Here is a 20783-nt window from a genome sequence, read left to right as displayed (position 1 = left end):
CTGCTCCGCCTCCGTCGGCGTACCGGAGCCCGTTCCGCGTGCCGCAGCCGGACCCTCCGCAGGGCCCTCAGCCGCGCCACTCCACGTCGACGCGCACCGCCTCCGCACCGAGCTCCAGCCCGCCCGACACCTCGCGCCCGTCGACGCGCAGCACCGCGTCGCGCAGCGTGCGCACCCGCGTCCCGCCCGCCGGTGCCAGCCACTCCGCGCTCGGCACCCGCCGCACCCACAGCGACGCCCGCCCCGGCGACCACTCCAGCCGGTCCACGACCACCCCGCCGCGCGCGCGCAGCCCCGTCACGGCACCCCGCGCCCACGCGGACGGCAGTGCCGGCAGCACCGTCAGCGTCTCGTCATCCGATCCCAGCAGCATCGCCGCCACGAGCCCCGGCAGTCCGCCGCTGGCGTCGAGGTTGAAGATCCGCCCCGCGTCGTGCCGGGTCGTCAGCGTCGGTGACCAGTGCTCGACCGCGAGCCACTCCGCGCAGGTCAGCGCCGCCTCCCCGTCACCCAGCGCCGCCGCCGCGACGCCCACCTGCACCAGCCCGAACGCCATCTCCATCCGCCCGGGAGGAGCGGTCGGCGCCTCGGCCCGCCACGCGATCTTCGCCGCCACCGTCGCCGCCGCGGCGGCCCGCAGCCGCACCGCGGAGGCGCCGGGGCCCTCGAAGGCCGCGTCGCCCGCGTACCAGAGCGGGTACAGCTGCGACGCGTGCCGGTGCGCGATCTCCTCCGCGAACCGCGGGTCGATCCACTCCGCCAGCGTGCCGTCCTCGGCGACCCGGTACTCCGGCAGCTCCGCGACCACCCGCGCCCAGCGCTCGTCGAGCGAGTCGTCGCCGCGGGCCCGGCCGAGCAGCGCCGTCGCCCGCGCGGCGTCCCGCAGCACGGCGACGTCGATCGTCGCATCGACCGCTATCGGCGAGCGCGCACCACCCGGTGTGTTCTCGGGGGAGTAGGAGGGGACGATCCGGCGCACCCCGTCGACCACGGTCGTCCCGGTCTCGGCGAAGCGCAGCACGCCCTCGGCCAGCTCCCACAGCCGGTCGTCGACGATGCCGCGGTCTCCCGTGGCCGCGACGGCGTCGGCGGCCAGGCGCAGCACCCAGCCGCCGCAGCCCGTCCAGAAGAGGTGCGGGTAGCTCGCCGCGAAGTGACCGGCGCGGCCGTGAGTCGACATCCGCGACGGAAGGAGCATCCCCTCGGCCCCGTAGACGAGGCGCGCGTTGTCGCGGTAGTCGTCGAGGTGCGGCAGCACCAGCTCCAGGATCGACAGCGCCAGCTCGGGCGTGCCGGTCGGGATCATCCCCGCCATCGCGCCGTTCTGGACGTTGCCGTTCAGCGTGTAGTCGGCCGACCACGCAGGCCGCCAGGTGCCCTGCCAGACGCCCTGCAGCGTCGGCGGCAGCTCGCCGGTCGACGCGACGATGTTCGCGCGGCCGCTGAGGTACGCCAGCTCGACGACGCGGCGGCGCGCACCCTCGTCGCCGGCACGCGCCTCCTCCCAGAGGTCCTCGGTGAGCACCGCGGAGGAGGCGCCGGCGAGATCGAGGGAGGAGGCGCCGACCAGCCGGCCGTGCCCGTGGCGCTGGGCCTCGCGCAGCTCCGCCCACGAGGCGTCGTCGCCCGTCGACTCGCCGCCCGCACGCTCCCGGCTCGCCGGCTCGTCGCCCGCCAGCGACAGATCGACACGGAGGAGCGCGCCCGCACCGGCCGGGACCGACACCGTCGAGCGGGTCACGACGCCCTCCACGTCCCACGGCGCCCCGGTCGCCGCGGTGACCGTCGCGCGGATCCGCTCGCCTCCGGTCTCGGCGCTCCCGGTCCCGGCGACGGCCAGCAGTCGCCCGACCGCACCGCCCTCGACCGTCGCCTCGACCACGGCCGACGCGTCCGGCACGCCCGTGTCGAACGAGGTCGCGTCCCCGGCGCCCAGCCCGAGCTCGACCGTGCTCTCGCCGTCGCGCTCCGACTCCACCCGCAGCCGGACGCTCTCGCCCCCGTGCGGAGCGATCAGTCGCACCGCGTGCCGCCCGCCGTCGAGGTCGGTCCACTCGACCGCGACCTCGCCCAGCAGCGGGTCGAGCAGGCGCCGGCTCGACGCGACCCCGCCGGCCGTGCGGATCGACAGCGTCGCGCACAGCCCGAGCGGATCGGTCCAGATCAGGCCGCCGTCGTAGCCGCTCGCCCGCGCCCCGCGCTCGAGCAGGTCGCTCGCCGCGTCGGCGTCCCCGGCCAGCAGGGCACTCCGCAGCTCGTCCCGCACCGGGGCGAGGTCCGGGGCGGCGGGCCGCGCGTTGACGGGGAGGAAGTAGCGCTCGTGCGCCAGCGAGACGGTGAGCGCGTCGGCCGGGCCGTGCACCACGGCGCCGACGCGGCCGCTGCCGACGATCAGGCCCTCCTCCCAGGTCGGGGCCGCAGTGGCGGTGACGAGGGTGGGGGTGCGCGACAGTGCGCCTTCGATCGGGGCGATGATCGGTTCCTTTCGGGCTCGCGGGAGTGCCTGATATGTTGCGTGGACCCTCAAATTACCTCTCCCGGTGCGACGGCGCGCGGGAGTCGAGAGTTAGGAATCCGCGATGACGCGACCGATCACCCTCTTCACCGGCCAGTGGGCGGACCTCCCCTTCGAGGAGGTGGCCCGCCTCGCGGGGGAGTGGGGCTACGACGGCCTCGAGATCGCCTGCTGGGGCGACCACATCGACGTCGCCCGCTGGGACGACGCGGAGTACGTGCAGAGCCGGAAGGACATCCTCGAGCGCAACGGACTCCAGGTCTTCGCGATCTCGAACCACCTCACCGGCCAGGCGGTCTGCGACGACCCGATCGACGAGCGCCACCGCGACATCCTCAGCGACCGCGTCTGGGGCGACGGCGACCCCGAGGGCGTCCGGCAGCGCGCCGCCCAGGACCTCAAGGACACCGCCCGCTTCGCCGCCGCGCTCGGCGTGACGCAGGTCAACGGCTTCTCCGGCTCGTCGATCTGGAAGGGCGTGGCCATGTTCCCGCCCGCCTCCGACGAGTGGATCGCCGCCGGCTACCAGGATTTCGCGGACCGCTGGAACCCGATCCTCGACGTCTTCGAGGAGGTCGGCGTCCGCTACGCGCTCGAGGTGCACCCGAGCGAGATCGCCTACGACTACTGGACCGCCAAGCGCACCCTCGAGGCGATCGGCCACCGCGCCTCGTTCGGCTTCAACTTCGACCCGTCGCACTTCGTCTGGCAGCAGCTCGACAGCGTCGCGTTCGTGCTCGACTTCGCCGACCACATCTTCCACGTTCACGTGAAGGAGTCGGTCACCAACCTCGACGGCCGCAACGGCGTCCTCGGCTCGCACCTGCCGTGGGCGAACCCGCGCCGCGGGTGGACCTTCGTCTCGACCGGGCACGGCGCCGTCCCGTGGGAGCCGGTGTTCCGCGCGCTCAACGCGATCGGCTACACCGGCCCGACCAGCGTCGAGTGGGAGGACGCCGGCATGGACCGCCTCGACGGCGCCCCCGAGGCCCTGGCCTTCGTGCGGAAGCTCAACGCGATCACGCCGCCGGCCGACGCCTTCGACGCGGCGTTCTCGACCTCGCGCGACTGACCGCCCGCCGCACGCCTGCGTCCCGGAGGCCGGAAGGACCGACTGCCCGCGAGGGCCGTCCGGGCCTCCCGGCCTCCGTCGTGCTGCGAGCGCGTCCGCAACCGGGGCCGGGACGCTGCAGCGGGCGCCGAACGGGCCGGAGAGGGAGATCCGCCCTCGATCGCTGATCCGCCCTCGATCGCTGATCCGCCCTCGATCGCTGATCCGCCCTCGATCGCTAACGCGATCCAGGCCGGTCTCGGCGGCGGGCCCCCGCCCCGACCCGGCGGCTCGCCGGGAACGACGGACGGCCGGCCCCCCGCAGGGAGCCGGCCGTCCGGCCTCGCAGGATCTACAGGCCCTGGGAGAGGCGGTAGTACGCCGCGTTCGAGCGGATGTCGGACTCGAAGCCGCGGAGGGTGGTCGACTCGTCGATCACCAGGAGCTCGACGCCGGCGATGCGGGCGAAGTCCTCCCACGCCTCCAGGCCGATCTGCGTCGTCATCACCGTGTGGTGCGCGGCACCGGCGGTGATCCAGGCGGCGGCGCTGGTGCCGAAGTCGGGGGCCGGCTGCCAGACGGCGCGGCCGACGGGCAGGTGCGGGAGCGTCTGGGGCGGCTCGACGTTCCGGACCTTGTTCGCGACCAGGCGGAAGCGCTCGCGGACGTCGCTCAGGGCGACCACCACGGCGGGTCCGGCGTCGGCGGTGAAGACCAGGCGCACCGGGTCCTCGCGGCCGCCGATGCCCAGCGGGTGGATCTCGAGCGAGGCGCGCTTCGACGACAGGGACGGCGACACCTCGAGCATGTGCGCGCCGAGGATGAGCTCCTCGCCGGGCGTCATGTCGTAGGTGTAGTCCTCCATCAGGCTGGTGCCGCCGGGGAGGCCGGCGCCCATGACGGCGGCGATGCGGATGAGGACGGCCGTCTTCCAGTCGCCCTCGCCGCCGAAGCCGTAGCCGTCGGCCATGAGGCGCTGCACGGCGAGTCCGGGGAGCTGGCGGAGCCCGCCGAGGTCCTCGAAGCTGTCGGTGAACGCCTCGAAGCCGCCCTCCTCCAGGAACGAGCGCAGGCCGATCTCGACCGCGGCGCCGTAGCGGAGCGACTCGTGGCGCTCGCCGCCGGGGAGCAGCTCGGGGACCACGTCGTAGCTCTCGACGTACTCCGCGACGAGGGCGTCGATCTGCTCGGAGGTGGCGGCGTCGACGCGCTCGACGAGCTCGTTCACTCCCCAGGTGTTGACGCTGACGCCGAGGCGGATCTCGGCCTCGGTCTTGTCGCCCTCGGTGACGGCGACGTTGCGCATGTTGTCGCCGAAGCGGGCGACCTTCATGCTCTGCGAGGCGGACCAGCCGGCGGCCGCGCGCGACCAGGTGCCGATGGCCTCGGTGACGCGGGCGTCGCTCGCGTGGCCGACGACCGTCTTCCGGGGCACGCTCATCCGGCTGAGGATGTAGCCGTGCTCGCGGTCGCCGTGCGCGGCCTGGTTGAGGTTCATGAAGTCGAAGTCGATGTCCTGCCACGGCAGGGCGACGTTCGCCTGGGTGTGGAAGTGCAGCAGCGGCTTGGCGAGCGCGTCGAAGCCGTGGATCCACATCTTCGAGGGGCTGAAGGTGTGCATCCAGGTGATGACGCCCACCACGGAGTCGTCGGAGTTCGCCTCGATCATGGTGCGGCGGATGGCGTCGGAGCTCTTCAGCACCGGCTTCCACTCGACGGTCACGGGGATCGCGCTCGCCTCGTTGAGCTGCGCGACGACGGCCTGCGACTGCTCGGCGACCTGGCGGAGGGTGTCCTCGCCGTAGAGGTCCTGGCTGCCGGTCAGGAACCAGACGGTGCGGGTGGCGAGGTCGGGGATGATGCTCTGGTACACGCTCATGCGATGGCTCCGGTGGGGTTCTGTCCGTAGACGTTCTGGTAGCGGTCGAACAGGGCGTCGATCGACTCCTGCGGGATGGGGACGAGCTCGCCGCCCTGGCGCGCGAGGTGCACGGTGCGGGCGACGTCCTCGGCCATGACGGCCGCCTTGACGGCGTCCTTCGCGTCCTTGCCGATGGTGAAGACGCCGTGGTTCTGCATCAGGACCGCGCGCGAGCGGTGGCCGCTGAGGGTCGCGACGATGCCGCGGCCGATGGAGTCGTCGCCGATGATCGCGAACGGGCCGATGGGGATCTCCCCGCCGAACTCGTCGGCCATCGCGGTGATGACGCAGGGGATCGACTCGGCGCGGGCCGCCCACGCGGTCGCGTAGGTGGAGTGCGTGTGCACGACTCCGCCGACCTCGGGCATCTCGCGGTACACGTAGGCGTGCGCCGCGGTGTCGCTGGAGGGGCTGCGGTCGCTGCCGGGGGTGCCGGGGACGACGTTCCCGTCGAGGTCGCAGAGGATCATGTTCTCGGGCGCGAGGTCGTCGTAGGAGACGCCGCTGGGCTTGATCACGAAGAGGTCGGCGCCGGGCACGCGGCCCGAGATGTTCCCGCCGGTCCAGATGACGAGGCCGTAGCGGACGAGCTCGGAGTGCAGCCGCGCGACGTCCTCGCGGACGCGGGCGATCGCCTCCTCGACGGCGGGGGTCTGGGTGGTCATGCGGTGGCTCCCTGGTTCTGCGGGTCGGTGAGGGTCTCGACGGCGGTCTGCTCGACGGCGAGGCCGGCGCGGTAGCGCTCGAGGTAGGCGGAGAAGCCGGCGACGTCGTCCGCGTCGGGGGCGACGGTCTCGAAGCCGGAGTCGCCGAAGACCTGATCGGTGAGGTACGCGTCGAGCGCGACGCCGCTCTGCAGGCGGTAGGCGGCGAGCACCGCCATGCCCCACGGGCCGCCCTCGGAGGCGGTCGCAGCGACCGAGACCGGGGCGTCGAGCGCGCCGGCGAGGAAGCGCTGGGCGACCCCTGCGGTGCGGAACATGCCTCCGTGCGCGAACATCTCGTCGATCCGGACGCCCTCGCCCGCGAGGACGCGCATGCCCAGCGCCAGGGTGCCGAACACGCCGTAGAGCTGCGCGCGCATGAAGTTGGCGAGCGTGAGGCGCGAGTCGGGGGTGCGCACGACGAGCGGGCGGCCCTCGACCAGGCCGGCGATCGGCTCGCCCGCGAGGTGGTTGTAGGCGAGCAGTCCGCCCGCGTCCGCCTCGCCCTCGAGCGCCTCGGCGAAGAGGGTGCCGTAGACGGCGTCGCTGTCGGAGGGTCCGCCGGACGCGGCGGCGAACCGCGAGAACAGGCCGACCCAGCCGGCGAGCTCGCTGGCTCCGTTGTTGCAGTGGACCATCGCGACGAGGTCGCCCGCGGGGGTCGCGACGAGGTCGAGCTCGTGGTGCACGCTCTCCAGCGGGCCCTCGAGGACGACCATGGCGAAGATGCTGGTGCCGGCGCTGACGTTGCCGGTGCGCGGGGCGACGGAGTTGGTCGCCACCATGCCGGTGCCGGCGTCGCCCTCGGGCGGGCAGGCGGGGGCGCCGGGCCGGAGGGAGCCGGTGGGGTCGAGCAGGAGCGCGCCCTCGGCGGTGAGCGAGCCGGCGTCGGCGCCCGCGGGGAGCACGGCGGGCAGCAGCTCGCGCAGCGGCTTCACGGCGCCGGCCGCGCGCTCGTCGTAGAGGTCGACGACACGCTGGTCGTAGTCGCGGGTCGCCGGGTCGGTCGGGACCATGCCGGAGGCGTCGCCGACTCCGAGGACCTTCTCGCCGGTGAGGCGCCAGTGCACGTAGCCGGCGAGGGTGGTGAGGAAGTCGATCCGCTCGACGTGCGGCTCGGAGTCGAGGACCGCCTGGTGCAGGTGCGCGAGCGACCAGCGCAGCGGGATGTTGGCGCCGAACAGCTCGGTGAGCTCGGCCGACGCGGGCCCGGTGCTGGTGTTGCGCCAGGTGCGGAAGGGGACGAGCAGCCCGCCGTCCGCATCGAAGGGGAGGTAGCCGTGCATCATCGCCGAGACGCCGAGCGCCCCGACGGAGGAGAGCTGCACGCCGTGGCGCGAGGAGGCGTCGGCGACGAGGTCCGCGTAGGCGGCCTGGAGGCCCGCGTGGACGGCGTCGAGGGAGTAGGTCCAGCGGCGGTCGACGAACTGGTTCTCCCACTCGTGGCTGCCGACCGCGAGGACCACGGACGGGTCGGCCGCGTCGACCAGGCACGCCTTGATCCGGGTGGAGCCGAGCTCGATGCCGAGGGCGGTGGCGCCGCTCGTGATCACGTCGGCGGGGGTGGGCCTGCGCTGGTCCATCATGCTCCTCGCTCGGGCGATGTGACCGTTCACAAAGCCCCGGGTCAGCGTAGGCGAAACGGCTCGGGGTCGGCAAGCGAGGGGCCCGCCGACGGGGTCCGACTGCTCCTCCTCCGCCGCAAGCCCCTTCCGCCGGGGCCGCCCGCTTGGTCGCATGAGGCATGCGTGAGATCAGACTCGTCAGACTCGTCACCCGCCTCGAGAACGCCGCCGCCCTCGATCCGCTCGTCGGCCGGGTGAAGCGGGCCGTGAACGCGGTGGTCCGGCCGCAGCCGGTGCGGGACGTGCTGCACGGCGTCCCGGTCGGCCACCCCGTCCATCCGCTGCTTGTCCTCGTGCCCACCGGCGCCTGGGTGTCGGCGGCGGTGCTCGACCTGCTGCCGGGGAACCAGCGGGCGGCGCGGACCCTCGTCGGCGTCGGCGTGATCAGCGTCCTGCCGACCGCCGCCTCCGGCTTCACCGACTGGTCGGAGCTGCACGAGCAGCAGACCCGCGTCGGGCTGGTGCACTCGGCGGCCAACGTGATCGCGACGGGCCTCTACGCCGCGTCGTGGGTGCAACGCCGCCGCGGGCGCACCACGAGCGGGAAGGTGCTCGGGATGCTCGGGCTCGCCGTCGTCTCGGGCGGCGGCTACCTGGGCGGCCACCTCAGCTACCGGCAGGCGGCGGGGGCGAACCACGCGGAGGACGTGCCGCACCGCTTCCCCTCGGGCTGGCAGGAGCTCGGCGCCCTGGCGGACCTGCCGGAGCGCACGCCGGTGAGGAGGGAGGTCGCGGGCCTCCCCCTGCTCGCCTTCCGGCGGGGCGAGCGGATCGACGTGCTCTCGAACGTCTGCAGCCACCTCTCGGGCCCGCTCGACGAGGGCGAGGTCTCGGCGGACGGCTCGGGGGAGGCGTGCGTCGCCTGCCCGTGGCACGGCAGCGCCTTCTCGCTCGAGACCGGCGAGGTGCTGCGGGGGCCGGCCACCTCGCCGCAGCCGCGGTTCGAGACGCGGGTGCGCGAGGGGCGCGTGGAGGTGCTGCTGCCGCACGCGGGGTGAGGCGGGGGCCGGTGCTGCTCAGGCCTGAGCCGTCGACGCCCGCTCCACCAGCACCGGCGGCACCGGGCGGTCGACGGCGGGCTCCTCGCCGCGCAGCTCCGCGAGCACGACGCCGATCGTGCGGCGGCCGACTTCCGCGAAGTCCTGGCGGATGGTGGTCAGCGGCGGCTGGTAGTGCGCCGCCTCGGGGACGTCGTCGAAGCCGACGACGCTGAGGTCCTCGGGCACGCGCAGTCCCCGCTCGGTGAAAGCGTGCAGGAGTCCGAGGGCCATCTGGTCGTTGCCGGCGAACACCGCGGTCGGCCGGGGCGAGGAGTCGAGGAGGCGGAGGCCGGCGCGGTAGCCGGACTCGGCGCTCCAGTCGCCCTCCACGACGGCGACAGGGTCGAGGCCGGCCGCGCTCATCCCGGCGCCGAAGCCCTCGAGCCGCGCCTGCGCCTCCACCCAGTGCTGCGGACCGGCGAGGTGCGCGATGCGGGTGTGGCCGAGGCCGACGAGGTGCTCGGTGGCCAGTCGCGCTCCGGCCGCCTGGTCGACGAGGAGCAGGGAGTCGGCGCCGCGGTCCGTCGCGCCGAGCGTCACCGAGGGGACGCCGATCGCGAGGCTCTCGATCGCCTCCAGCGCGCGCTCCTGCGGGGCGAGGACCACGATCGCCTCCACCGACTCCCGCTGCAGGTGGGCGAGACCGTCGGCCAGCGACTCCGCGTCCGGCGCCGCGTTCACGACCGGGACCCGGTAGCCCGCGTCGCGCGCCGCCTGCTCGATCGCGGCCATCGCGGTGGCGGTGCCGTAGAAGCTGTGGCTCTCGGCGGCGAGGATCCCGATCAGGCCGGAGCGGCTCGTCGCCAGGGCGCGGGCGGCGGCGCTGGGGCGGAAGCCGAGGTCCTCGATCGCGGCGAGCACGCGCTCCCGGGTCCGCGGCCGCAGCTGGGGGCTGTCGTTGAGCACCCGCGAGACCGTCTGGTACGACACTCCGGCCCGCACCGCGACGTCGCGGATGGTCGGCGCGCGGTCGAGGGGCATGGCCACACCGTAGCGGTGCGTGCGCCCCCGCCCCCTCCCGCGAGACGCCTCCCGGGTGCGCGTTCGTCGGCGGGTCGCGATCCTTCTTCCACTCGACCCGCCCTCCTGTGACATCTCCAAAGATACTTTTGGGCCTGGACGCGAAGCACCTAATCCTAGAAGAATTGCTTATTCCGGACGTAAGCTTTGAAGTATCAGCTGCTGGAGCCTGTCAATCAACGGGACACATTCAGATCGGAGAACAACATCGCCGTTGAGAACAGCGCGTTGAATAGCCGCGTTAACTATCGCTTTCGCCACGACAACTTCCCCTTTCGCATTTGGCATTCCGCGAGAGGTTAATATGTCTTCGAGCTTCTCACTCCAGGCCTTGATACGATCTTTGTCCAAGGATCCCCGCTCTTTAGCTGAAAAGCTAAACTTGATGTGAGCTTCAAGAGCGGCGAGATATGTATCAACCTCGAATAGATCCTCGAGTTCAGATCGTTGGTGATGGGGTCTTGTAGCTTGAACTACGAAAGTCGATTCGACTATTCCCTCGGCAAGGAGTCGTTCTACGTCTTTTTTCCCGGCGTCATCGCCATCAATCATGACTATTGGTGTCGTGAGGATGGTACGGGCTGCCAGAACTCTAGAGTATATTCTGCTACCGCCACCTGCGGCCTCGACGAGCACGCGTCCATCATCCAGGCTCGCCTTGACCGCCGGATTGAGTGTTGAGAGTAGAATTCGCAGAGTTAGTTCGTCATGGATGCCTTCTCCTATCAAGATAACTTCTGCAGCCGAAAGAGCGTCAGATAGGCGAACGCCTAGCGCATGACGAAGTTGGTCCAGGTCCTTCGCGGCTTTCGCCGCGCGATCCCCTACTATCACATTTTGGCTTAGGGATCGTCTATTGACAAGCGACTGGCTGTGGGTGGTCACGATCACCTGTTGAGTCTCCGCAATTCCTTGAAGAACCTTCCGGAGCTCGTGAACAGCTCCTGGGTGAAGGTGTGACTCCGGTTCTTCTACGGCAATTACGAGTTGCTTGTCCGGATGGGCTGTAGATCTAGTCCATTCTAAAGTCAGACCGAGCGCAACCAAGCTCTGGATCCCATCTCCCTTAGTGGCTAAAGATGTACTAACGCCATCGTCGATAAGAATTTCATCGACACCTCGCGATCTTGAGAGGCTGCTTGTCTGCACGGTCACTCCCGAGGCGGTCGGTACGAAGCGCCTCAGGGTCGACGTTAGAACGTTCTCGACTTCGGTCACGGCTTTCGCGTCTAGCTCTTCAAGTTCTTTTACAAGCGAAGCGTAGCGTTTCGACTCCAATATGGCGCGTCGGCGAGTAGCTAGGATCTCTTCTACCACTCGGAGGGCTGCGGCGCTCGTGCGAACGGCCGGTACGTATAGAAGGCCAATCCGCGCCGCTACAAATGCGGCAATTTCTTGAGCTTTTTCACCGTGATTGCCTTTACCCTGCTTGGGAATCGTTAGCGCTGCAGATCTTACATCGAAAGAAACTTGAACCGGCAAATGAGAGTTTATGGAAATACCCGTTGCAGATTTGAATGCGGCTTGCTCGGCGTCGTCAAGTTCAAAGTTTAATTGGATGATTGTGCTTTTCTGAGCTCCGCGTCGATCTCTTGCAAAGAGCGGAAAATCTCGGTCCCAATCGTAATCGAGATTCGACTCGCGGCGCTGCCTTTGTGATGCGCGAGACGACCTAAAGACGGCCAATAGCGGTACTTGGCTTCGTCTTGCGAAGACTGGCGGAAGCTGCGCCCAACCCTCGATGGCATGCATGGCAAGTACGGTCGCCTTTAATAAATTCGATTTCCCCTGATTGTTGGCCCCGACCAGTACGGTAAAATCAGCTACTTGAAACTCGGCTTGCTTATCGATACTTCTGTATTTGCGTACAGAGACACTTCCTAGTCGCACTCGCGGCTCCTTCTCTCGAAAAAACATCATTGTTGAACGTTGGTGCCCTCGTGGGAAAGTCGGCTTGCTGCAGTGCGGGACACCGCCGCATATTGAGGTCAGGGGCCGCCGAGCCAGTGGTCGATGCGGTGGTGGTCGGGGGTGAAGCCGTGGTCGACGCCCCAGAGGACGGCCTGCGTGCGGCTGGTCGCGCCGATCTTGCCGTAGACGCTGCGGATGTAGGACTTCACCGTGTTGGGGCTGAGGTAGGTGAGCGCGGCGACGTCGGCGTTGCTCTTGCCCTGCGTGATGAGCGCGAGGATCTCCGACTCCCGGTCGGTGATGCCCTCGTGGCGGCCCGGCCAGTCGAGGCCCGGTGCGCTGCCCGCCCGCCGCGGAGGATCGCTGACGACGACCTTGCCCGCGGCCACCCGCTCGAGCGCGGCCACCAGCTCCCGCGCCGGCAGGGTCTTGGAGAGGTAGCCGTGGACGCCCTGCTCGAGGGCGTCCGCGATGAGCGTCGGCGCGAAGTTCCAGGTGTAGACGACCACGTGCTCGGCCCGCTCGTTGCGCACCAGCTCCGCGATCTCGTGGTGGTCCGACTCCGGCTGGGCGAACGAGTCGTAGAGGACGACGTCGATCCGGTCGGAGAGGGAGGCGTTCGCGTCGATCTCGGCGACGACCACCCGATCGCGGTAGTGGTCGAACATGTGCGCGAGGCCCGTGAGGACGACGTCGTAGTCGTCGACGAGCGCGACGGTGAGGGGCGCGCGGCGGGTCATGGTCGGACGCTACCGCACGGCTCGTCGGGGCGAGCACACCCCCAGGGGTGTACCGCCGCCTCCTCCGGGGTGGTTGCGTAGCCCCGGTCCCGCAACCGCGGAACCGATCAGCGGGCCCCCGCCCGCACAACGGAAGGACGACCGCCATGCTCGGTCTCATCATCAGCCTCATCGTCGTCGGACTCATCGCAGGAGCGCTGGCCCGCCTCATCGTCCCCGGGAAGCAGAGCATCAGCATCGGCATGACCATCGTGCTCGGCATCGTCGGCTCGTTCGTCGGCGGCTTCCTCGGGTTCCTGATCTTCCAGCACGACCCGATGGACGGCTTCTTCCAGCCCGCCGGCATCATCGGCTCGATCATCGGAGCGATCATCGTCCTGCTCGTCTACACCCGCTTCGCCGGCCGCTCCGCCGCGCGACGCTGACCCGCAGCGCACGGCGACAGCGAGGTCGCTGCCGACCCGCCCTCCGCGGGCGTGCAGGCACCACGCTGACCGGCGGCCCCGGCCCGGCTCCCTCCACGGGCCGGGCCGTCGTGCTGTGCGCGGGGTGCCCGGGCGTCGTCCGCGGTCTCCGACGGAGCGTCCGCGGGTGCCGACGCTCCGTCCGCGGAGCCCGCGCCGCGTCCTCCGACCTCCGCGGATCAGCGGCGGAGTCCGTGGCTGCCGCATCGGCGGCTGCCGAGGCCGTCCCCGCAGAGTCCGCAGCCGCGCAGTCCATCGCCGCCCAGCCGCCGCGCACCGGGGTGCGCGATGCTCGGGCGATGCCGCTCGTCGTCCCCGATGCCCTCGTCCCGCTCGCGCTCCGGCTCGCCCGTGCGAACCGCACCTTCGTCAGCGCGGAGGGAGCCCGTCGCCGCATCCGGGAGCGCGCGCTCCGTCCCGCCTCCTACGGCCCGCCGCCCCGCCTCCGGCCCGGCGTGCGCGTCGACGTGGAGCAGGTCGGCTCCTGGCCGGTCTACACGATCCGCCCGCGGGTGATCCGCGGCGGCGTCGTCTACGTCCACGGCGGCGGCTGGGTGAACGAGATCGCGCCCCAGCACTGGTGGCTCGCCGCCCGCATCGCCGACGAGGCCTCCGTCGCGGTGACCCTCCCGATCTACCCGCTCGTGCCCTTCGGCACGGCGCTCGAGGCGCGCGACGGTGTCCGCGCCCTGGTGCTGCGGAGTCTTGAGCGGCACGGGGCGACCTGCCTCGCCGGCGACTCTGCGGGCGGCCAGATCGCCCTCTCGACGGCCCTCGCCCTGCGCGACGAGGGGGTGGTCCTGCCCCGCACGACCCTCGTCTCGCCCGCGCTCGACCTCTCCTGGAGCAACCCGCGGATCCCCGAGGTGCAGCCGACCGATCCCTGGCTCGGCACCCCGGGCGGTCGCGTCCTCGCCGAGAGCTGGCGCGGCGCCCTCGACCTGCTCGATCCCGTGGTCAGCCCGCTGTTCGGCGACCTGGCGGGCCTCGGCCCCCTCACCGTCTTCACCGGCACGCGGGACGTCCTCAATCCGGACGCCCACGTGCTGGCCGAGCGGGCGGCGGCCGCCGCGGTCCCGTTCGAGCTCCACGAGGCCGTCGGGCAGGTCCACGTGTACCCGCTCGTGCCCACGCGGGCCGGCCGCGAGGCGCAGCACGACCTTGTCGAGGGGCTCCGCGCGGCGGTCTGACTGCCGGCCGGCTCAGGCGTCCGGCAGGCTCCTCTCAGTCCGTCTTCCGGACGGCGGACGGCGCCTCCGCCCGCTCGTCCACGACGTCGAGTCGAGCCAGCGCGTTCGCCGTCCCCCGGCGGCCCCGCGTCGCGACCAGGCCGATCGTCGCGGCCGCCGCGAGGACCAAGGCGAGCAGCGACCAGAACCCGCCCTCGACGGCGAGCAGGGTCGACCAGCCGCCCGATCCCGCCGCCCAGCGCACGAGCCGCTGCCAGAGGAGCGGTCGCGGCTCGGGACGCAGGCGCACCACCGTCTCGCCGAGGGTCCGCCCGGACCGCAGCACGATCACCAGCTGGAGCAGCGGAGCGACGAACGGCAGGGCTCCGAGAACCACGTCCCCGGGGCTCGAGCGCGTGTCCACCCCCGCGAGCACGAGGCCGACCCCGGTGATCGAGACGAGCGCGCCCGTGATGAGGCTCAGCGCGAGCACGTCGCAGAACATGCCGAACGCGCGGCGGCGGATCGTGACCGGGCGGGCCAGCTCCGGCACCGCGCCCTCGGTCCGGCGGGTGAAGACGAAGAGCACAGGGGAGAGGAGGGTGCCGAGCAGGGCGCCGGCCGTGTTGGCCAGCAGGTCGTCGACGTCGAAGAGCCGGTAGGCGCACGGGTAGAGGAACCAGTCGCCCGTGAGCTGCGTGACCTCGATGAGGAGCGAGACGGCGAAGCCGGCGACGGTGCCGCCGATCAGCCCGGCGACGAGGCGCCCGCGCAGAGCGAGGTGGCGGACGAGCATCCCGAGGGGGACGAAGAAGACCACGTTCAGGAGCACCTGCGCGGACGCGGGGTTCGTCAGCAGCGCGCGGGGCCCGTCGATCCCGCCCTCCTTCGCGATGTCCCCGACGAAGGCGAACAGGCGCAGCTGCGGACCCGATCCGGTGCGGCAGGCGGCGGCGACCGTCGCCTCGTCGGGCAGGGGGAGGAGCGTGTAGGTGACGAGGGCGAGCGCGTAGACCACGGCGGCGAAGGCCAGCACCGCGTTGCCGATCCCGAGGACGCCGCGGCGCCGGTACTGCAGGGCGGCCCAGGGCACGAGGCCCACGAGGGCGACGGCGGAGCCGAACAGGAGGGCGAGCACGGCGGAGGTCATGCGTCGACAGTAGGAGAGCGGAGGCCGATCCCCACCGACAGGCGCGTCGGGGATCTCCGCCAGCGCGATTCGTCCCTCCCCAGCGCGGGATCCGGGCGCTCCTCCACGGATCCGAGCGATCCCCGCCCGCCGCCTCCACGCCCTGCTAGCGTTTCCTGGGTCGCGTCCAAGAAACGCGTGCACCCCCGACCCCTCCACGAAAGACGTCATGCCGCTGCGCTCCCGCCTCCTCGCCCTCCCCGCCGTCGTCGCGGCCGCCGCGCTCCTGCTCAGCGGCTGCACCGCCGAGACGCCCGACGCCTCCAGCACCCCCGTCGACGGCGGGACCCTCACCTACGCGTCCGGCGACGCCGAGCCCACCTGCCTCGACCCGCACGTCGGCGGCAACTACCCGCAGGCGCTCCTCGCGACACAGGTGCTCGAGTCGCTCGTCTCGCGCGACGCCGACGGCACCATCACGCCGTGGCTGGCCGAGTCGTGGACGGTCTCGGACGACGCGCTCAGCTACGACTTCACCCTGCGCGAGGGCGCGACCTTCACCGACGGCACCGCCCTCGACGCGGAGGCGGTCGCCGCGAACATCGCGCACCTGCAGGACCCGGCGACCAAGTCCTCCACCGGCTACCTCGCCGTGGCGAAGGTCGCCTCCGTCACCGCGGTCTCGCCGACCGTCGCCCGCTTCACCCTGACCGCGCCGGACAGTGCGCTGCTCGAGTCGCTCGCGCAGCCGTGGACCGCGATCGAGTCGCCCGCCGGCATCGCCCGCGGCGAGGAGGCGAACTGCGAGGCGCCCGTCGGCACCGGCCCCTTCACCGTCTCGGAGTGGGTCAAGCAGGACCACGTGACCCTCACCCGCAACGAGGCCTACGACGCGTCGACCGGCCCGACCGGGGACGGCCACGAGGGCCCCGCGCACCTGGCGAGCATCACCTGGCGCTTCATCCCCGACTCCGCCACCCGCTACGCGGCGCTGCAGTCGGGCGAGGTCGACGTGCTCGACAACGCCCAGCCCGACACACTGAAGGCCGCGACCGGAGCCACCGACCTCGTCGAGCTCGACGCGCCCCGGCCCGGCTCGGTCAACCGCCTCGAGCTCAACTCCGGCCAGGCGCCGTTCGACGACGAGTCCGTCCGCGAGGCGTTCGTCCGCGGCGTCGGCGTGAACGACGCGATCGACTCCCTCTTCTTCGGCACCGCCGAGCGCTCCTACTCCCCGCTGTCCAGCCGCGAGGCGACCGCGTACTCCGACCCGTCGCTCTTCGAGGACGCCGGGTCCGACTCCGAGACGGCCGCCGCCGAGGACCTGCTCGAGAAGGCCGGCTGGGTGGACTCGGACGGCGACGGCATCCGCGAGAAGGACGGCACGCCGCTGACGCTGCGCTTCCCCGTCAGCACCAACCAGTCGATCCCGGCCGAGCAGTCGCTGTTCGAGCAGATCCAGGCCTCGGCGAAGACCCTCGGCTTCGACGTGCGGATCAGCCTGCTCGACCTGTCGAGCTGGTACACCGCGCTCGCGTCGAACGAGTACGAGCTGGTGAGCGCCCCGTACACGAAGGTCGGACCCGACGTGCTGCGGATCCTCTACTCCTCCTCGGGCATCACCCCTGCGCCGAGCGGCTACTTCGCCAACCACGCGCAGATCGCCGACCCCGCGCTCGACTCGCTGCTCGAGCAGGCGAGCGCGACGACCGACGAGGACGCCCGCGCCGACCTGTACGAGCAGGCGCAGCGGATCGTCCTCGAGGGCTACTGGATCCTGCCGCTCTACGACCAGCAGAACCACTACCTGCACCGGTCGGCCGTCCAGGGCCTCGTCGCCCTCGACACCGTGTCGACCCCCTGGTTCGCCGACGCCTGGGTCTGACCCGGCCCCGGCGAGCCGCCTGCACCGATCGATGAGCGGACGCGTGTCGGTCGAGTAGCCGCCACGGCGGCGCATCGAGACCCCGCGATCGGGATGAGCGGATCTCGATGCGTCCGCTCCGCGGGCTGCTCGATCAGCAGGGGTCCGTCCTCCATGCTGGTCGAGTAGCCGCCGTCGGTCGCGCATCGCGTGCTCCGGAGGGAGCGGACCTCGACGACGCCCCCTCCACCGCCCGACCAGAGAGGACGCCCGCCCGCATGATCCGTCGCGTGCTCCTCCGCCTCGGTGGCGCCCTCGTGGTGCTGTGGGCCGTCGCGACCGCCGTCTTCGTCCTCATCCGCCTCGTCCCCGGCGATCCGGCGCAGGCGATCCTCGGCGGTCCGGGCTCGCAGGCGTCGCCCGAGGCGCTCGCCGCGGTGCGGGAGCAGTACGGCCTCGACCAGCCGCTCCTCGTGCAGTACCTGGTGCAGCTCGGCAGGCTCGCGCGCGGCGACCTCGGCACCTCCTACTCCCTGCGCACTCCCGTCGCGCAGATCCTCGGCGAGCAGCTGCCCGGCACCCTCCTGCTCGCCGTGCTCGCGCTCACCGCCGCATGGATCCTCGCGCTCACGACCGCGCTCTGGTCGACCCGGGGCGGACGGCTCGCCGCCGCGGTCGGGTCCGGCCTCGAGCTCACGGCGGCCGCGCTCCCGCACTTCTGGCTGGCGACCGTGCTGATCGCCGTCTTCGCGACCGCGCTGCGCTGGCTGCCCCCCGTGAGCACCGGGTCGCCCGCCGGGCTGGTGCTGCCGACGCTGACCCTCGCGATCCCGCTGGCGGGCTTCCTCGGCCAGGTGATGCGCCGCTCCCTCCTCGACGCGCTGGAGTCGCCGTTCGTGCTCGCCGCTCGGGCGCGCGGCGAGGGCGAGCTCGGCGTCCGCGCCCGCCACGCCCTGCGCCACGCGGTGCTGCCGGGGGTCTCGCTCTCGGGCTGGGCGTTCGGCTACCTGATCGGCGGGGCCGTGGTGGTCGAGACGATCTTCGCGAGGCCGGGGCTCGGCCGGACGCTACTCGCGGCGGTGACCGTCCGTGACGTGCCGGTGGTGACGGGTGTCGTGCTGGTCACGGCGCTGGCCTACATCGTCGTGACCCTCGCCACCGATCTGCTGACGCGCGTGATCGACCCGCGGCTGGCTCGGCGGGAGGCGGTCGCGTGAGCGAGCTCGAGCTGCGCGCCGCCCGCCCGCTCCGCCGGGGTCCCTCCCGCCTCCGCGCCGGCGAGGTGCTGGCCGCGTTCTTCGTCGTGCTGCTCCTGCTCGCCGCCGTGGCGCCCGGGCTGCTCGCCCCCTCCGATCCGCTCGCCGTCGCCCCGCGCGACGCCTTCACCCCACCGGGTGCCGCGCACCTGCTCGGCACCGACGAGTCCGGTCGCGACGTCCTCAGCCGCCTCATCGCGGGGGCGGGCGCTTCCCTCCTGATCGGCGCCAGCGCCACCGCGATCGGCCTCGTCCTCGGCGCGGTGCTCGGGGTGGTCGCGGCGTTCGGCGGCCGCGTCGTCGACGGCGTGATCGGCCGCGTGCTCGAGGTGCTCTTCGCCTTCCCCGCGCTCCTGCTCGCGCTGCTCGTGATCGTGGTCACGGGTCCCGGAGTCGTCCCCGCCACCATCGCGGTCGGCCTCTCGACCGCGCCGGGGTACGCCCGCATCCTGCGCACGCAGCTGCTCGGCATCCGCGACTCCGGCTACGTCGAGGCGGCACGCGTGCTGGGGCACGGACCCGTCCGCATCCTCGTCCGGCACGTCCTCCCCAACACCTTCGGGCCGCTCGCCGTGCTGGCGACCCTCGGCGTCGGCCAGGCGATCGTCTGGGCCTCGGCCCTCAGCTACCTGGGCCTGGGCGCCGAGCCGCCCGCGCCGGAGTGGGGCGCGATGCTCTCCGCGGGCCGCACCTACCTCGCGAGCGCGTGGTGGCTGACCGTGTTCCCGGGACTGGCGATCGTGCTGACCACGATCGCGACGACGGTCCTCGGCGGGCGTCTGAGGGGTGCGCGGTGAGCGCGGTCGTCGTCGAGGGGCTCCGGGTCGCCTTCGACGGAGTCGAGGTGGTGCACGGGGTCTCGTTCCGCGCGGAGCCGGGGGAGTGCGTCGCGATCGTCGGCGAGTCCGGGTCGGGCAAGAGCGTCACCGCGCGAGCGTTGCTGGGGCTGAGCGGAGGCGCCGTGACCGGGAGCGTCCGCGTCGGCGGGACCGAGGTGGTCGGAGCGGGCGAGCGGGAGCTGCGGCGGCTGCGCGGCGGATCCGTCGGCTTCGTCCCGCAGGACGCGCTGCTCTCGCTCGACCCGCTGCGCCCGATCGGCCGCGAGATCGGCGACGTGCTCCGCCTCCACGGCCGCCTCCCCGCGGCCGAGCGCGCGCAGCGGACAGTCGAGGCCCTGGCGAGCGTCGGCATGCCGGAGCCGGCCGAGCGGATGCGGGAGCGCTCCGGCGACCTCTCCGGCGGGCTCCGCCAGCGCGCCCTCCTCGCGGCGGCCGTGGCGCTCGATCCGCCGCTGCTCGTCGCCGACGAGCCGACCACCGCGCTCGACGTCACCGTCCAGGCCCGCGTGCTCGAGCTCTTCGCCGAGCAGAAGGCGCGCGGCAGGGCGCTCGTCCTGGTCTCGCACGACCTCGCGGTGGTGGCGGGCCTCGCCGACCGCATCCTCGTGCTGGCCGACGGCCGCGTGGTGGAGGAGGGGACCGCGGCCGAGGTGCTGCGCGCGCCCCGCAGCCCCGAGGCCCGCGCGCTCGTGGCCGCCGTCCCCGCAGGGCGCCCGCGCGGTTCCCGGCTCACCGACCCGACCGCACCGGCGACCCCGCCCGAGACTCCCGGCGAGGTCGTGGTCGCGGCCCGCGGTCTCGCCGCCCGCTTCCCGCTGCCCGGCGGAGGAGTGCGGGTCGCGGTCGACGACGTCGACCTCCGGCTGCGGCGCGGCGAGACCGTGGGGCTCGTCGGCGAGTCCGGGTCGGGCAAGAGCACGGTGGCCCGGCTCGTGCTGGCGATGCGGCGTCCGGACGCGGGCGCCGTCGAGCTGTTCGGCGAGCCGTGGTCGGCAGCGACCGAGCGCTCCCGCCGTCCCCGCCGCCCGCGGATCGGCGCCGTCTACCAGGACAGCCTCTCCTCGTTCGACCCGCGCTGGAGCGTCGGCCGCCTCCTCCGCGACGCCGGCGCCGCCTCCGTGCCCGCGCTGCTCGAGAGCGTGGGGCTCGACCCCGCCCTGGAGCGGCGCTCGCCGCGGACCCTCTCCGGCGGTCAGCGCCAGCGCGTCTCGATCGCCCGGGCCCTGGCGACGCGCCCCGACGTGCTGATCTGCGACGAGCCCGTCTCGGCCCTCGACGTGTCGGTGCAGGCGCAGATCCTCGACCTGCTCGACGACCTGCAGCGCCGTCACGGCCTCGCCCTCCTCCTCATCTCGCACGACCTCGGCGTGATCGCGCACATGAGCGATCGCATCGCGGTGATGCGCGAGGGCCGGATCGTCGAGGCGGGGCCGGCCGCGTCGCTCCTCGCCCCACCGCAGGAGGAGTACACGCGCCGCCTGCTCGCCGCCGCCCCTCGCCTCGAGCGCTGAGCCGTCCGCGGCGCGGCCCCCGCG

At 72.4% G+C, this 20783-nt stretch carries 16 protein-coding genes; 8 read left to right on the top strand and 8 right to left on the bottom strand.

The genetic code is table 11. The features are described from left to right. Positions 1–67: 67 nt before the first annotated feature. Positions 68–2527 carry a glycoside hydrolase family 95-like protein gene (locus C5C49_RS04090; RefSeq protein ID WP_104345481.1) on the bottom strand — a complete coding sequence of 820 codons (2460 nt, stop codon included), beginning with the start codon at positions 2525–2527 and terminating at the stop codon, positions 68–70. A gap of 52 nt (positions 2528–2579) precedes the next feature. On the opposite strand from C5C49_RS04090, the gene C5C49_RS04085 reads away from it, so the two are divergent. Continuing rightward, on the top strand, positions 2580–3587 hold the full coding sequence (locus C5C49_RS04085) for a sugar phosphate isomerase/epimerase (protein WP_104226056.1): 1008 nt from the start codon (positions 2580–2582) through the stop codon (positions 3585–3587). Positions 3588–3918: 331 nt separating this feature from the next. Here the strand turns inward: C5C49_RS04085 and araA are convergent, their stop codons facing one another. Genes araA through C5C49_RS04070 form a run of 3 tightly spaced genes read right to left on the bottom strand, consistent with a single transcriptional unit; the run spans position 3919 to position 7774 of the window. Further along, positions 3919–5445, bottom strand: a complete 1527-nt coding sequence (gene araA / locus C5C49_RS04080) for an L-arabinose isomerase (protein ID WP_104226055.1) — start codon at positions 5443–5445, stop codon at positions 3919–3921. Continuing rightward, positions 5442–6152: an L-ribulose-5-phosphate 4-epimerase gene (locus C5C49_RS04075; RefSeq protein ID WP_104224687.1), complete on the bottom strand. Its 711-nt coding sequence runs from the start codon at positions 6150–6152 to the stop codon at positions 5442–5444. The genes araA and C5C49_RS04075 overlap by 4 nt, the downstream gene beginning before the upstream one ends. After that, positions 6149–7774 (bottom strand): xylulokinase, encoded by a 1626-nt coding sequence (locus tag C5C49_RS04070; RefSeq protein ID WP_104248018.1) that lies wholly within the window; start codon positions 7772–7774, stop codon positions 6149–6151. Before C5C49_RS04070 ends, C5C49_RS04075 begins: the two co-directional genes overlap by 4 nt. A 161-nt stretch (positions 7775–7935) precedes the next feature. On the opposite strand from C5C49_RS04070, the gene C5C49_RS04065 reads away from it, so the two are divergent. Continuing rightward, on the top strand, positions 7936–8814 hold the full coding sequence (locus C5C49_RS04065) for a Rieske 2Fe-2S domain-containing protein (protein WP_104345480.1): 879 nt from the start codon (positions 7936–7938) through the stop codon (positions 8812–8814). An 18-nt stretch (positions 8815–8832) separates the two neighbouring features. Here the strand turns inward: C5C49_RS04065 and C5C49_RS04060 are convergent, their stop codons facing one another. From C5C49_RS04060 to C5C49_RS04050, 3 genes are all read right to left on the bottom strand, one after another. Further along, a complete protein-coding gene (locus C5C49_RS04060; RefSeq protein ID WP_104345479.1) occupies positions 8833–9837 on the bottom strand; it encodes a LacI family DNA-binding transcriptional regulator in 1005 nt (334 codons plus the stop codon). Positions 9838–10005: 168 nt separating this feature from the next. Then, a complete protein-coding gene (locus tag C5C49_RS04055; RefSeq protein WP_258068384.1) occupies positions 10006–11793 on the bottom strand; it encodes an AAA family ATPase in 1788 nt (595 codons plus the stop codon). Between the two features lie 71 nt (positions 11794–11864). Beyond that, positions 11865–12527, bottom strand: coding sequence for a response regulator transcription factor (locus C5C49_RS04050; protein WP_104345478.1), 663 nt, complete (start codon positions 12525–12527; stop codon positions 11865–11867). A 146-nt stretch (positions 12528–12673) separates the two neighbouring features. Between C5C49_RS04050 and C5C49_RS04045 the strand changes: the two genes are divergently transcribed. Then, positions 12674–12952, top strand: a complete 279-nt coding sequence (locus C5C49_RS04045; RefSeq protein WP_104225042.1) for a GlsB/YeaQ/YmgE family stress response membrane protein — start codon at positions 12674–12676, stop codon at positions 12950–12952. 338 nt (positions 12953–13290) lie between these two features. Next, positions 13291–14181: an alpha/beta hydrolase fold domain-containing protein gene (locus C5C49_RS04040; RefSeq protein WP_104345559.1), complete on the top strand. Its 891-nt coding sequence runs from the start codon at positions 13291–13293 to the stop codon at positions 14179–14181. Between the two features lie 34 nt (positions 14182–14215). On the opposite strand, the gene C5C49_RS04035 is transcribed toward C5C49_RS04040, so the two are convergent. Next, the gene (locus C5C49_RS04035) at positions 14216–15310 is read right to left on the bottom strand and encodes a VanZ family protein (RefSeq protein WP_181135701.1); all 1095 of its coding nucleotides are present in this window, start codon (positions 15308–15310) and stop codon (positions 14216–14218) included. Between the two features lie 208 nt (positions 15311–15518). Between C5C49_RS04035 and C5C49_RS04030 the strand changes: the two genes are divergently transcribed. From C5C49_RS04030 to C5C49_RS04015, 4 genes are all read left to right on the top strand, one after another. After that, positions 15519–17174, top strand: a complete 1656-nt coding sequence (locus tag C5C49_RS04030; RefSeq protein ID WP_104345476.1) for an ABC transporter substrate-binding protein — start codon at positions 15519–15521, stop codon at positions 17172–17174. A 257-nt stretch (positions 17175–17431) separates the two neighbouring features. After that, positions 17432–18370: an ABC transporter permease gene (locus tag C5C49_RS04025; RefSeq protein WP_104327221.1), complete on the top strand. Its 939-nt coding sequence runs from the start codon at positions 17432–17434 to the stop codon at positions 18368–18370. Further along, the gene (locus tag C5C49_RS04020) at positions 18367–19206 is read left to right on the top strand and encodes an ABC transporter permease (RefSeq protein WP_104269115.1); all 840 of its coding nucleotides are present in this window, start codon (positions 18367–18369) and stop codon (positions 19204–19206) included. Before C5C49_RS04025 ends, C5C49_RS04020 begins: the two co-directional genes overlap by 4 nt. Continuing rightward, entirely contained in the window at positions 19203–20759 is a 1557-nt protein-coding gene (locus tag C5C49_RS04015; protein ID WP_104345475.1) for an ABC transporter ATP-binding protein, read from the top strand. The genes C5C49_RS04020 and C5C49_RS04015 overlap by 4 nt, the downstream gene beginning before the upstream one ends. The last annotated feature ends 24 nt before the right edge of the window (positions 20760–20783 follow it).

This window comes from Rathayibacter sp. AY1E2, from assembly GCF_002932325.1.
Classification (GTDB): domain Bacteria; phylum Actinomycetota; class Actinomycetes; order Actinomycetales; family Microbacteriaceae; genus Rathayibacter.
This window is presented reverse-complemented; position numbering and strand designations above follow the sequence as displayed.